10 protein-coding genes are annotated in these 13708 nt (G+C 63.7%); 6 read left to right on the top strand and 4 right to left on the bottom strand.

Annotated features, from left to right (window positions below):
* Nucleotides 1-5: 5 nt before the first annotated feature.
* Nucleotides 6-914: a LysR family transcriptional regulator gene (locus NKJ37_RS05220; RefSeq protein ID WP_352773033.1), complete on the top strand. Its 909-nt coding sequence runs from the start codon at nucleotides 6-8 to the stop codon at nucleotides 912-914.
* A gap of 45 nt (nucleotides 915-959) precedes the next feature.
* On the opposite strand, the gene NKJ37_RS05215 is transcribed toward NKJ37_RS05220, so the two are convergent.
* From NKJ37_RS05215 to NKJ37_RS05205, 3 genes are all read right to left on the bottom strand, one after another.
* Nucleotides 960-2009 carry an aldo/keto reductase gene (locus NKJ37_RS05215; RefSeq protein ID WP_352773030.1) on the bottom strand — a complete coding sequence of 350 codons (1050 nt, stop codon included), beginning with the start codon at nucleotides 2007-2009 and terminating at the stop codon, nucleotides 960-962.
* Nucleotides 2010-2186: 177 nt separating this feature from the next.
* Nucleotides 2187-2441: a type II toxin-antitoxin system Phd/YefM family antitoxin gene (locus NKJ37_RS05210; protein WP_127380713.1), complete on the bottom strand. Its 255-nt coding sequence runs from the start codon at nucleotides 2439-2441 to the stop codon at nucleotides 2187-2189.
* 434 nt (nucleotides 2442-2875) lie between these two features.
* Entirely contained in the window at nucleotides 2876-3538 is a 663-nt protein-coding gene (locus NKJ37_RS05205) for a YggS family pyridoxal phosphate-dependent enzyme (protein WP_352773028.1), read from the bottom strand.
* 155 nt (nucleotides 3539-3693) lie between these two features.
* Between NKJ37_RS05205 and leuS the strand changes: the two genes are divergently transcribed.
* The 3 genes from leuS (at nucleotide 3694) to NKJ37_RS05190 (ending at nucleotide 9848) form a co-directional block, all read left to right on the top strand.
* The gene (gene leuS, locus NKJ37_RS05200) at nucleotides 3694-6318 is read left to right on the top strand and encodes a leucine--tRNA ligase (RefSeq protein WP_352773025.1); all 2625 of its coding nucleotides are present in this window, start codon (nucleotides 3694-3696) and stop codon (nucleotides 6316-6318) included.
* A complete protein-coding gene (lptE, locus tag NKJ37_RS05195) occupies nucleotides 6305-6883 on the top strand; it encodes an LPS assembly lipoprotein LptE (RefSeq protein WP_023811749.1) in 579 nt (192 codons plus the stop codon). The genes leuS and lptE overlap by 14 nt, the downstream gene beginning before the upstream one ends.
* 289 nt (nucleotides 6884-7172) lie before the next feature.
* On the top strand, nucleotides 7173-9848 hold the full coding sequence (locus tag NKJ37_RS05190) for a DNA translocase FtsK (RefSeq protein ID WP_352773022.1): 2676 nt from the start codon (nucleotides 7173-7175) through the stop codon (nucleotides 9846-9848).
* 105 nt (nucleotides 9849-9953) lie between these two features.
* On the opposite strand, the gene fsa is transcribed toward NKJ37_RS05190, so the two are convergent.
* Nucleotides 9954-10610 carry a fructose-6-phosphate aldolase gene (fsa, locus tag NKJ37_RS05185; protein ID WP_352773020.1) on the bottom strand — a complete coding sequence of 219 codons (657 nt, stop codon included), beginning with the start codon at nucleotides 10608-10610 and terminating at the stop codon, nucleotides 9954-9956.
* 90 nt (nucleotides 10611-10700) lie between these two features.
* Here fsa and NKJ37_RS05180 point away from each other — a divergent pair, with 90 nt between their 5' ends.
* Together NKJ37_RS05180 and NKJ37_RS05175 are read left to right on the top strand one after the other, a co-directional pair.
* The gene (locus NKJ37_RS05180) at nucleotides 10701-12884 is read left to right on the top strand and encodes a primosomal protein N' (RefSeq protein WP_352773017.1); all 2184 of its coding nucleotides are present in this window, start codon (nucleotides 10701-10703) and stop codon (nucleotides 12882-12884) included.
* A gap of 53 nt (nucleotides 12885-12937) precedes the next feature.
* A complete protein-coding gene (locus NKJ37_RS05175; RefSeq protein ID WP_352773016.1) occupies nucleotides 12938-13633 on the top strand; it encodes an aspartate/glutamate racemase family protein in 696 nt (231 codons plus the stop codon).
* Nucleotides 13634-13708 lie beyond the last annotated feature (75 nt).

Here is a 13708-nt window from a genome sequence, read left to right as displayed (position 1 = left end):
CACAAATGGCCAGGCCTGACATCAACCGCTCCGGCGAGATCGAAGTTTTCGTGCGCGTCGTCGAGGAAGGCAGCTTTTCCTCCGCGGCACGCGCGTTGCGCATGACACCGTCGGCGGTGAGCAAGCTGATCGCGCGGCTGGAGGCCCGGCTTGGCGCGCGGCTGGTCAGTCGTTCGACGCGAAAGCTTCAACTGACGCCGGAAGGCACAGCATTCTACGAGAGCGGCCTGCGCATCCTCGCCGACATGGCGGCGGCCGAGCAGGAGGCGGCGGCGGGTGCGGCACCGCGCGGAAGGCTGCGCGTCAACAGCTACGTGCCCTTCGGGGTACACCGGCTGATCCCGCTTCTGCCACGCTTCCTCGAACGCTACCCCGAGATTTCGGTCGATCTGGTGCTGACCGACAGCGTCATCGACCTGATGGCGGAACGCGCCGATGTCGCCATCCGTGCCGGGCCGCTGAGTGAGTCACGGCTGGTGGCGCGCAAGCTCGGGCAAAGCCCGGTGGTCGTCGTTGCAGCACCTTCCTATCTGGAGAAGCACGGCATGCCACCGACGCCAGCCGATCTCGACAGGCACAACCGCATGGGCTTCGGGTTCGTCAGGCATCTCGATGGCTGGCCGTTCCTCGACGCGGACGGCCGCGCCATCATGGTTCCCATCACCGGCAACACGCTGGTCAGCGATGGCGAGGCGATGCGGCTGATGGCGCTGGCGGGCGCGGGCATCGCCCGGCTGGCGCGCTGGCATGTGGCGGCCGATATCGCCGCCGGTCGGCTGGTGTCGCTGCTGGAGGCATTCAATCCCGGCGACGAGGAGCCCACCCACGCCGTCTATGTCGGCCAGGGCCGGCATCTGCCGGCGCGGGTGCGTGCCTTTCTCGATTTTCTGGGTGAGAGCGTCCGGCTGAGCTGACATCCCGGGAGCCACGGGCTCCCGGGATGTCAGCGTGGGCTATATTTATGCTTTCGGCGTGAACGGCGCCGGGCGGCGGCCCGCTGCCTGGCGCTCCAGCATCCAGCCGGGATATTCGGACGGCAGGGCGCTGACCTCGTCGAGACGAAGCAGATCGTCGCTGTCGAGCTTCACTTCAGTGGCGGCAAGGTTCTGCTCCAGCTGCTCCATGCGGCTGGCGCCGATGATGACGCTCATCACGAAGGGCTTGGCCAGGACATAGCCGAGCGCCACCGTGGCGACGCTGACATCATGCTTTTTGGCGATTTCGCGCATGACGGCAACGGCCGCCCAGGCACGGTCCTCATTGACCGGCGGGAAGTTGAAGGACGCGCGGCGGCCTTCGCCATTGCCGGGCGCGCCGGGGCCATATTTGCCGGACAGCAGGCCACCGGCCATCGGCGACCACACCATCAGGCCGAGCTTCTCCTCATTGAGCAAGGGTACGATTTCGCGCTCGAGGTCGCGGCCGGCGATCGAATAGTAGGATTGCACGGTCTCGAAGCGGGCGAAACCCTTGCGCTCGGCGATGCCGAGCGCCTTGGCGATGCGCCATGCCGCCCAGTTGGAGACGCCGACATAGCGGACCTTGCCGCTGGCAACGAGATCGTCGAGCGCCCGCAGCGTTTCATCGATCGGCGTCACGGTGTCGGTGCCGTGCAGCTGGTAAAGATCGATATGGTCGAGTTGCAGCCGCTTCAGGCTGGCGTCGACCGAGTCCATGATGTGGCCGCGTGAAGAGCCGCGCTGGTTCGGACCGTCGCCCATGGCGCCGTGGGCTTTGGTGGCGATGACCACATTCTGCCTGTTCACGCCGAGATCCCTGAGCGACTGGCCGAGCAGCCGTTCGGATTCGCCAAAGGAGTAGACGTCGGCCGTATCGAAGAAATTGACGCCGGCGGCGAGCGAATGGGCAACGATCTCGTTGACGCCCCTCTGGTCGAGACTGGCGATCAGGCCCCATTGGGCATTTTCACCGGCAGCACCGAAGGTCATGGTGCCGAGGCAGATTTCGGAGACGAACATCCCCGTATTTCCAAACTGATTGTAACGCATGGTGGCGGCTCCAGAGAGTTTGTGATGACGCAAAGCAAATAGGAACGGTACGTTTCGTTTCCAATTGCTGGCTCAACGAGCCCGCCGAGTTGGCCTATAATCCCTCACCGCATCTAATGCCGCCATCAGAAAAGCGCCCGCTGCATTCACCGAACGAGGTTCGCATGAGTATGCGGATTATAAGTCTATAACTCGGATCTTCGTCTTCGGGCGGCGATTGACCTCCTCGACGAAGTCGTCATCCCACACGGGACCTGAGAGAAGATATTCCGCAAGCGAAGGTGTTGCGCCGACCAGTCGGTCGTAGTCCTCGGGGGAGAGTACGACAGCAGTTGGCTTTCCGCGCACCGTGATGGTTTGTGGCCCTTGTTCCCGCGCCTGCCGTACGAGTTTCGACAGATTGTTCTTCGCGTCCTTAAGATGCCAGTTCAAGGGCACTACTCGCTAGATGGCTTCGCTAGTCATATACCAGATGCCGTTGAAGCATGGCAGGGTTTCCGCTCCAACAGATGTGTTCGCTAGTTCCTCGACATGGGTTGGAAGCTATTGGCAGCGAGAATCTATAGCCTCTTTCGGCGGCAGATCGCAAACCTCGGGGATTGGCCTAAACATCTCTCTCGTCGTCATCCACGGGCGGAGCAAGGAGCGCAGCGACGCAGCGCAGACCCGAGGATCCATGCCGCGACATCTGCCGAAGAATGCAGCGGAACAGAATTCTGCACCGCTGCATTTTCCTTGTCGTCACGGCATGGATCCTAGGGTCTGCGCTTCGCGTCGCTCCGCCCTAGGATGACGAAGGTGTGGTGGCCTGCAGCCAATCGAATATGTTGGAATTTAGCGACTAGAGACCGGTCTGTGCATCGGAACTATCGGCTGCCGAAGATCGCCGAACCGACGCGGACGCTGGTGGCGCCGAAGGCGATCGCCGTCTCGTAGTCGCCAGACATGCCCATCGAGAGTTTGGCGACGTCGGCTTCCTTGCCGAGCTTTTCCAACAGCGCGAAGTGCGGGCCGGGGTTCTCATCGGCCGGCGGGATGCACATCAGGCCCTCGATGGCGAGGCCATGCTCGTCGCGGCAGCGGGCGACAAAGGCCACGGCGTCGCGGGGCTCGATGCCTGCCTTCTGCGGCTCGGAGCCGGTGTTGACCTGGACGTAGAGCTTCGGTGCGCGGCCCTGCCTGGCGATCTCCTTGGCCAGTTCGGCGGCGATCTTCTCGCGATCGATCGTCTCGATGACGTCGAACAGCGCCACAGCCTCCTTGGCCTTGTTGGATTGCAGCGGGCCGATCAGATGCAGTTCGATGTCGGGAAATGCGTCCTTCAGATCAGGCCATTTGCCTTGCGCCTCCTGCACGCGGTTCTCGCCGAAGACGCGCTGGCCGGCCTCGATGACCGGGCCGATGTCGGCAGCGTCGAAGGTCTTTGAGACCGCGACCAGCGTCACGACGCCGGCTTCGCGGCCGGCCTCGCGCTCGGCGGCGGCGATCTTCGCCTTGACCGTGAAAAATTGCTGAACGGCGTCACCCATATGCAAATCCTGCTGTTTTGACCGGCGTTTTTGTCAGACGCGATACCCATATGGTTGACGGGTTTGCCAAACCATGGTGAACACCCGGACCACATTCCCTGAACTGCCGAGCCATCGCCCGCAGTTCGCGCCTGCTTTTAAGTGAAAAACGTCCCATGGCAACCGAACGATACAATCCGCGCGCGTCAGAGCCCAAATGGCAGAAGGCCTGGGACGCCAAGAAGCTGTTCGAAGCGCACAATGACGATCCGCGCCCGAAATACTATGTGCTGGAGATGTTTCCCTATCCGTCGGGGCGCATCCATATAGGCCACACCCGCAACTACACGATGGGCGACGTGGTGGCGCGCTACAAGCGGGCCAAGGGCTTCAACGTACTGCACCCGATGGGCTGGGACGCCTTCGGCATGCCGGCCGAAAACGCGGCGATGCAAAACAAGGTCCACCCCAAGGAATGGACCTACCAGAACATCGCCACCATGCGCGAGCAGCTCAAGGTCATGGGCCTGTCGCTGGACTGGGCGCGCGAATTCGCCACCTGCGACGTCGACTACTACCACCGCCAGCAGATGCTGTTCCTCGATTTTGTCGAGAAGGGGCTGGTGACGCGCAAATCCTCCAAGGTCAACTGGGACCCGGAGGACATGACCGTGCTCGCCAACGAGCAGGTCATCGACGGGCGCGGCTGGCGCTCGGGCGCGCTGGTCGAACAGCGCGAACTGACGCAGTGGTTCTTCAAGATCACCGACTTCGCGCAGGATCTGCTGGATTCGCTCGACGGCCTCGACGAATGGCCGGAAAAGGTGAAGCTGATGCAGCAGAACTGGATCGGCCGCTCGGAAGGCCTGCTGATCCGCTGGCCTCTGGCCGACGCCTCTGATGGCGAGCATGAGCTGGAAGTCTATACGACAAGGCCCGACACCATCTTCGGCGCTTCCTTCATGGCTGTCGCCGCCGATCATCCGTTGGCCAAGAAGGCCGCTGCGCACAATCCGGCGCTGGCGAAGTTCATCGAGGATATCGGCCATATGGGCACCTCGGTGGCGGCGCTGGAGACAGCTGAGAAGAAGGGTTTTGACACCGGCATCCGCGTCGTCCATCCGTTTGACGACAACTGGACGCTGCCTGTCTATGTCGCCAATTTCGTGCTGATGGAATACGGCACCGGCGCCATTTTCGGCTGTCCGTCCGGCGACCAGCGCGACCTCGACTTCGCCAACAAATACGGCCTGCCGGTGATTCCGGTGGTGATGCCGGAAGGCGAGAATCCGGCGACGTTCCAGATCATCGATGAAGCCTATGTCGATGACGGCGTGATGATCAATTCGCGCTTTCTCGACGGCATGAAGCCGGATCAGGCTTTCGACGAGGTCGCCAAACTGCTGGAGCAGAAGACGATCGGCAACCGGCCGATGGCCGAGCGCAAGGTGAATTTCCGCCTGCGTGACTGGGGCATTTCGCGCCAGCGCTACTGGGGATGCCCGATCCCGATGATTCATTGCGAGGGTTGCGGCGTGGTGCCGGTGCCGAAGGCGGACCTGCCGGTGAAGCTGCCCGACGATGTCGATTTCGATCGCCCGGGCAATCCGCTCGACCGGCATCCGACATGGCGCCATGTGAAATGTCCGCAATGCGGCAGGGATGCGCGGCGCGAAACCGACACGATGGACACGTTCGTCGATTCGTCGTGGTACTTCGCCCGCTTCACCGCGCCGTGGGCGCATGAACCGACCGATCCCAAGGCGGCCAACGAATGGCTGCCGGTCGACCAGTATATTGGCGGGATCGAGCACGCGATCCTGCATCTGCTCTATTCGCGCTTCTTCACCCGCGCCATGCGCGAGGCCGGCCATGTCGATCTGGCCGAGCCGTTCAAGGGCCTGTTCACGCAAGGCATGGTGGTGCACGAAACCTATCGCGTCGGCTCGGCATCGAATGGCCGCTGGCTGGCGCCCACCGAAGTTCGGCTGGAGGATGTCGACGGCAAGCGCAGCGCCATCGACATCGCCACCGGCGAGGCCGTCACCATCGGTCCGCTGGAAAAGATGTCGAAATCGAAGAAGAACACGGTGAGCCCGGAAGACATCACCGATGGCTACGGCGCCGATACGGCGCGCTGGTTCATGCTGTCGGATTCTCCTCCCGAGCGCGATGTCGAGTGGACCGACGATGGCGCTGCCGGTGCGCATCGCTTCATCCAGCGCATCTGGCGCCTGGTGTCGACGGCGGCCGAAACACTGGCCGGCATCAAGCCCGTGGCGGCCAGCAGCGGTGAGGCCGCGGTGGTTTCCAAGGCCGCGCACAAGATCCTGAAGGCGGTCGGAGAGGATATCGAGAAGCTCGCCTTCAACCGCGCCATCGCCCGCATCTACGAACTGGCCAACGCGCTGACCACGCCGCTCAACGAGGTGGCCGAAGGCAAGGCCGATGCAGCGCTGAAAGGCGCCTGCCGGCAGGCGGTGGAGATTCTCGTGCATCTGATAGCGCCGGTCATGCCGCATCTGGCCGAGGAGTGCTGGGCAGCGCTTGGCGGCACCGATCTCGTTGCCGAACGGCTTTGGCCGGTCTTCGATCCGGCGCTGGTCGTCGACAACGAAGTCACCTATCCGGTACAGGTCAACGGCAAGAAGCGGGGGGATTTGACAATTGCCCGCGACGCGGACCAAGGTGCGGTCGAAAAAGCGGTATTGGCTCTCGACTTCGTGCAGAAAGCACTCGAAGGGAAGGCTCCGCGCAAGGTGATCATCGTGCCGCAGAGGATCGTCAATGTCGTTGCCTGATCGGGAAAAGACAGAGTTGAGCCATTTGCTGCGCCGCATAGCGCTTGCCGGCCTGATAGGTTCGCTCGCGCTTGTCTCGGCCTGCACGGTGCGGCCGCTCTATTCGAGCGCGCCACTGTCGGGTTCGCAGGCCAGTGCCAGTGCCGAACTGGCGTTGATCGGCATCAAGCCGGTCAATACGCGTTACGGCCAACAGGTGCGCAACAATCTGATTTTCGGGTTTGGACGAGGCGCCGGCGAGCCGGCCTCGCCGGCATATTCGCTCAATCTCGGCGTGACCGAAGCGGTCGAGTCCGCGGCACTCGTGCAGGTCGGAACGGATGAAGACGAACCGACCGCTGGTTCCGTGACGCTGACTGGCAGCTATACGCTGGCCGATGCGAAGACCGGCGTGGTGATCGCATCCGGCAAACGTTCGATCACCTCGTCCTTCGATAGGCCGCGTCAGGAATTCGCCGCATACCGGGCGCAGATCGACGCCGAGAATCGCGCTGCGCGAGAGTTGGCGGAAGCGCTGCAGCTGTCCATTGCCCAGGACCTTGTCCGGCACGGCAAGACCGGCTAGCGCACCTCATCCCTTCACGGAAACGGTCTGGCCCCAGGCATGATGGGGTGATCGCGGGACCATGACCAGATGCTCGAACAGAAATTGTCCGAAGACCCATCGATCTGCTGCGGCACAGCGAGTAGATCGCGCCACCAGCGCGGATGCGGCGAGACGACGATCGTGCCGTGTCGCTCGCAGACCACCACGAAGATTTTGGTGCCCAGGATGGTCGGCGATCCATCCGGGAAGCAACTGTTAACCACTCGCTCCCTATTGCTCGGCAGACATTTCAAAGTGAGTCTTGAGAATGGAAGCCAAGCGTTTTTCCCGGGTCAATTTATCGACGGCTGCATTGCCTGATGGCCCCGAGGGGAAGCGCTTGGAGAGCATCGGCGACAGGGGTGGTCAGCGAAGTTCTTCCGCGGCAGGCGACTTTGATCCTCCGGCTCGCAAGGCCGGACGGCCGGCAGCCCACCACACGCCGGCCGGCTATTCCGCACCGGTGGTCGATCTCGGCGGCAACAAGCGGCCCTATATGGAGCCTCGGGGTGGCTCGGAGGATACGCCTTCGAAAATCGGCGATATCGAGAGCCCTGCCTGGCAGGAATATTTCTTCCTTGCACCCAACGTGCGTTTTACACGCACGCCGGACTATGAGGCCAGGAAGCATCATCCGCAGCACGAGCGTGTTGTCGAACACGCCGCGACGCGCCCAGCAGAGCAAGCCGTTGCGCAATCGATGATCAACGGGGCGTCCTCCGCGCCTTCGCTACTGGCATTGCCGGCTTCGGTGAAAAGCCCTGCTTCCCAGCCGCTGGCCGGCCACGCCTCGCAAGGGTCATTACCGCCGGCTGCTGCTTTTGTTGCCCCGGAGCGCGCCAGGGAGAAGGCGCCAGCCGTTGCGCCGGTGCCGCCGAGGTCGGTCGCTACGGCACGGGCATCCGCGCGCGCGTCCGTTGCTCCGGGCGCCAAAACGACCACTTCCGAAAGGCTGCGCTGGCCATATCTTTCGGATCATGCGTTCTTCGAGGCTATGGCACCCTATCTGGTCGACGTTTCGTCGCCGGCCCGGCAGACCGGTCCAGCGTCGCCTGCACCGGTCGCCGTAGCGCCAGCGACCACTATGCCGATCGACATTCGCCCAGGGACCGATGCCACCGCATTGTTTCGTGTCATCGACTGCCTTCCGGGCCAGGCCTTGAAGCCGTTGCCGGATGTTTGGCCGGCCAATTCGAACTGGACCGTCGCCCAACCCGGCGTGCCAGCGAGCAATGCGCCGTCGCCGGTCCAGGCTGTCGCAATCCCAGCCGCCCAAAGCGACGCCGTTTCCGTGTCGGCCGCGCCAAGTGTGAACGTCCCTGCCAGGGCCGTTGGCGCCCGCTCCGCGCGCTTGCCTGGGGCTGGAAAGGTCGTGCTGTCAACCGCGGGCGATCCCTATGAGCTTCCCTCGGAAGAGCTGTTGCAGCAGCCACCGGAGGGACAAGGCTTCTACATGTCGCAGGAGCGGCTCGAGCAGAACGCCGATCTGCTGGAAAGCGTGCTCGAGGACTTCGGCGTGCGTGGCGAGATCATTCATGTTCGCCCAGGCCCGGTCGTCACGCTCTATGAGTTCGAGCCGGCGCCGGGCGTCAAATCTTCTCGCGTCATCGGGCTTGCCGACGATATCGCCCGCTCCATGTCGGCGATTTCGGCGCGGGTCGCCGTCGTGCCTGGCCGCAACGTCATCGGCATCGAGCTCCCGAACGAGATGCGCGAAACCGTCTATTTCCGGGAGCTGATCGGATCGGAAGGCTTTCGCAAGACCAGCTGCAAGCTGGCGCTTTGTCTCGGCAAGACGATCGGCGGCGAGCCGGTCATCGCCGAGCTGGCGAAGATGCCGCATTTGCTGGTGGCCGGAACCACCGGCTCCGGCAAGTCGGTCGCCATCAACACCATGATCCTGTTGTTGCTCTACCGGCTGAAGCCGGAAGAATGCCGGCTGATCATGGTCGATCCCAAAATGCTCGAACTCTCCGTCTATGACGGCATCCCGCATCTTCTGACGCCCGTCGTCACGGATCCCAAGAAAGCCGTCACGGCGCTCAAATGGGCCGTGCGCGAAATGGAGGACCGGTATCGCAAGATGGCGCGGCTCGGTGTGCGCAACATCGACGGCTACAACGAGCGCGCCGCCGCTGCCCGTGACAAGGGCGAGACGGTTGTCATGACGGTGCAGGCCGGCTTCGAAAAGGGCACCGGCGAACCGCTTTTCGAACAGCAGGAAATCGACCTTGCGCCGATGCCCTACATTGTCGTCATCGTCGACGAGATGGCCGACCTGATGATGGTCGCCGGCAAGGAGATCGAAGGCGCGATCCAGCGACTGGCGCAGATGGCGCGCGCTGCCGGCATTCACCTGATCATGGCAACGCAGCGCCCCTCGGTCGATGTCATCACGGGCACGATCAAGGCCAACTTCCCGACCCGGATTTCCTTCCAGGTTACATCGAAGATCGACAGCCGCACCATCCTGGGCGAGCAGGGCGCCGAGCAGTTGCTTGGCCAGGGCGACATGCTGCACATGATGGGTGGCGGGCGCATTTCGCGCGTGCATGGGCCGTTTGTTTCCGACGCGGAGGTCGAGCATGTGGTCGCGCATCTCAAGGCGCAGGGCCGCCCTGAATATCTGGAAACCGTGACGGCCGACGAGGACGAGGAAGAAATCGCAGACGACCAGGGTGCGGTCTTCGACAAGGGATCCGTCGCAGCCGAAGACAGCGATGCCATCTACGATGAGGCGGTCAAGGTGGTGGTGCGCGACAAGAAGTGTTCGACGTCCTACATCCAGCGCCGCCTCGGCATCGGCTACAACCGCGCCGCATCCCTGGTCGAACGCATGGAAAAGGAAGGATTGGTCGGCACCCCCAACCATGTCGGCAAGCGCGAGATCATCATGGGACGGCGCCAGCAGGCGACCACACCCGACGACGACAGCGCGGATTGACCGGCGGGCTCCTTTGGCGAGGTGGCTTCGCCTGAAGCGCATCAAAAAGGCCGGTTACCCGGCCTTTTTTAGTCGAAAGTGGTGGGGCTTCAGCCGATCGCCAGCTCAGCCGATCTGCTGGCCGGTCTTTGCCCAGTCGGCTAGGAACTGTTCCAGGCCCTTGTCGGTCAGCGGGTGCTTGACCAGTGCCTTTAGCGTCGCCGGCGGCGCGGTGACAACATCGGCGCCGATGAGCGCCGCCTGCTTGACATGGTTCACGGTGCGCACCGAAGCGACCAGGATCTCGGTCTGGAAATCGTAATTGTCGTAGATCTGCCTGATCTCCTGGATCAGCTCCATGCCGTCGATGCCGATGTCGTCGACGCGGCCGACGAAGGGCGAGATGAACGAGGCACCGGCCTTGGCCGCCAGCAGCGCCTGGTTGGCCGAAAAGCACAGCGTGACGTTGACCAGGCGGTTCATCTCGGTGCGGATCGTCTTGCAGGCCTTGAGCCCGTCCAGCGTCAGCGGCACCTTGATGCAGACATTGTCGGCGATCTTGGCCAGAACCTTGGCCTGCTGCATCATCTCGGAATATTCGGTGGCGGTGACTTCAGCCGAGACCGGACCCTTGACGATATCGCAAATCTCTTTGGTGACGTCGGCGATCTTGCCGCCGGATTTGAGGATCAGCGACGGATTGGTGGTGACGCCGTCGAGCAGCCCCAGGTCGTTCAGCTCACGGATATCCTTGACGTCGGCGGTGTCGACAAAAAATTTCATGGCGGGTCTCCTGAAGATTTTCATGTGCATGTCATGCACATTCGGGGTCGGCCTTTGATCTAGACCAAAGTCAGGGCAAGGTCACGCCTCATGATCGAAGATTCGCCCTTTGTCGCAGCCGCACCGGTGCTGGTGCCGATGCCCGCCGAACGCCCCTACACCTATGCCGTGCCGGCCGGCATGCGCGTGGTGCCGGGCTCGATCGTGCGCGTGCCGCTTGGGCCGCGCCAGGTCGCCGGCATCGTCTGGGATGGCGCGGTCGAGAAGGTCGACGCGAAAAAGCTGCGCCCCATCGAACAGGTTTTCGACTGCCCGCCGATCGACCGCGCGATGCGCCGCTTCGTCGACTGGGTGGCGCAATACACGCTGTCGCCGCCGGGCATGGTGGCGCGCATGCTGCTCAGGGCGCCGGAGGCTTTCGACCCCGAACCGTGGATCGAGGGATTGCAGCGCACGCTTCTCGCACCCGACCGGATGACGAGCGCCAGGCAGCGCGTGCTGGAGACGGCCGAAGGCGGCCTTGCCTGGACGCGCTCCGGCCTCGCTCACGCCGCCGGCGTGTCGTCGACGGTGATCGACGGCCTGAGGGCGCAAGGCGTGTTCGAGACCGTGATGATCCCGCCGCGCCCGGTGGTGGCCGCGCCCGATCCCGCCTACGCCACACCGGAACTGATGCCGGACCAGAGCGCCGCGGCGCAGATGCTGCGCGCCAATGTCGCAGCCGGCGTGTTCAACGTCGCGCTGCTCGACGGCGTCACCGGATCAGGTAAGACGGAGGTTTATTTCGAAGCGGTGGCGGCTGCGCTCGACCAGGGCAGGCAGGTGCTGATCCTGCTGCCGGAAATCGCGCTGACGCATGCCTTTCTCGAGCGCTTCCAGCAGCGCTTCGGCGCCAAGCCGGGTGAATGGCATTCCGACCTGCCGCCGCGGATGCGCGAGCGGGTTTGGCGGCAAGTGGCGGAAGGCGGCGTGCGGGTCGTCGCCGGTGCGCGTTCGGCGCTGTTCCTGCCGTTCAAGGAGCTTGGCCTGATCGTCGTCGACGAGGAGCACGACCCTGCCTACAAGCAGGAGGACCGCGTCTTCTACAATGCGCGCGATATGGCGGTGGTGCGCGCCCATATCGGCAGCTTTCCGGTCGTGCTGGCGTCGGCGACGCCATCGGTTGAAAGCCGGGTCAATGCCAGCCAAGGTAAATACAACAGAGCGGTGCTTTCCGCTCGCTTCGCCGAGGCGGCGCTTCCGCATCTGAAGGCGGTCGACATGCGGCGCGCGCCGCCGGCGCGTGGCGGTTTCCTGTCGCCGGTGCTGCTCGACCAGATGCGCCAGACGCTGGAGAGGCAGGAGCAGTCGCTGCTGTTCCTCAACCGGCGCGGCTATGCGCCGCTGACGCTGTGCCGGGTCTGCGGCCACCGCTTCGGCTGCCCGGTCTGCTCGGCCTGGCTGGTCGAGCATCGTTTTCGCGGCCAGTTGGTCTGCCATCATTGCGGGCACAATGAGCGCCGCCCCGAAGCCTGCCCGGAATGCGGCACGCTCGATCATCTGGTCGCCTGCGGGCCAGGTGTCGAGCGGATCGCCGAAGAGGTCGTTGCGCATTTTCCCGACGCGCGCACCATCGTTTTGTCGTCGGACCTGATGGGCGGCGTGCGGCGGCTGCGGCTGGAGCTGGAGGCGATCGCCGATGGCGGGGCCGACATCGTCATCGGCACGCAGCTCGTCGCCAAGGGCCACAACTTTCCCAACATGACACTGGTCGGCGTCGTCGACGCCGATCTCGGTCTTGCCAACGGCGATCCGCGCGCCGCCGAGCGCACATTCCAGTTGCTCAGCCAGGTCACCGGCCGCGCCGGCCGCACCGGCAAGAAGAGCCTCGGCCTGCTGCAGACTTTTCAGCCCGACCACCCGGTGATGCGGGCGATCGTCTCCGGTGACGCCGAGGCGTTTTACGAGCGCGAGATCGCCGAGCGCGAACGAGCCGCACTGCCGCCCTTCGGCCGGCTCGCCGGCGTCATCGTCAGTGCGGTGACACGGGCGGAAGCCGAGGGCCATGCACGCGGCCTGCGCCGCGCCGCGCCCGAGGCGACAGATTTGTTCGTGCTGGGACCGGCGGAGGCGCCGCTGTCCCTGCTCGGCGGCCGCCACCGCTTCCGCCTGCTGATCCAGGGCGAACGGCGCGCCGACATACAAGGTTTTATCAGGGCCATGCTGGCTAGCGGACCGAAGCAACGCGGTTCGGTTCGGGTGCAGGTCGACATCGACCCGCAGAGCTTTTTGTAAGGTCGCGCTTTCAGCGATAGGTTGCTGTAAGCCAGCGAGATGTGGAAACTCATATGAAAACCCTCGGCCTTCTGGGCGGCATGAGCTGGGAATCCACCGCCATCTACTATCGCCTGCTCAACGAGATCGTGCGCGAGCGGCTGGGTGGGCTGCATTCAGCGAAACTGCTTCTGTGGTCGTTCGACTTCGCCGAGATCGCCGAGCGGCAGCATCATGGCGACTGGGACGGCGCCGGCGTGCTTCTTGTCGAAGCAGCGCGCAAGCTCGAGGCCGGCGGCGCGGAAGGTCTGCTTTTGTGCACCAACACCATGCACAAACTGGCCGACCAGGTGCAGGCGTCGGTGTCGATCCCGCTGATCCACATCGCCGACGCCACCGCGGTGGCGGTCAAGCGCGCCGGCATGCAGCGTCCGGCGCTGCTGGCGACGCGCTTCACCATGGAGCAGGATTTCTACAAGGGCCGGCTCGCCGACAGATACGGCCTGCGGCCCGTGGTGCCCGATGCCGCCGGGCGCGACATGGTCCATCGCGTCATCTACGAGGAATTGTGCCAGGGCATCGTCACCGAAATCTCGAAGGCGGCCTACATCGCCGAGACCGAACGCCTGCGCCGCGAAGAGGCAGCCGACAGCGTCATCATGGGCTGCACCGAGATCACCATGCTTATCGGCCAGCAGGATTTCAACATCCCGGTCTTCGACACGACGCGCATCCATGCCGAGGCGGCAGTGGAATTCGTGCTTGGCTGATGCGCTTCTCCTAAAGTGCCTGATGCCATCTGGCGCAGCGTTTTTCCTCCGTTAGAATGCCCGGAATTTCAAAAC

Source organism: Mesorhizobium sp. M0140, from assembly GCF_040322475.1.
Classification (GTDB): Bacteria; Pseudomonadota; Alphaproteobacteria; order Rhizobiales; family Rhizobiaceae; genus Mesorhizobium.
This window is presented reverse-complemented; position numbering and strand designations above follow the sequence as displayed.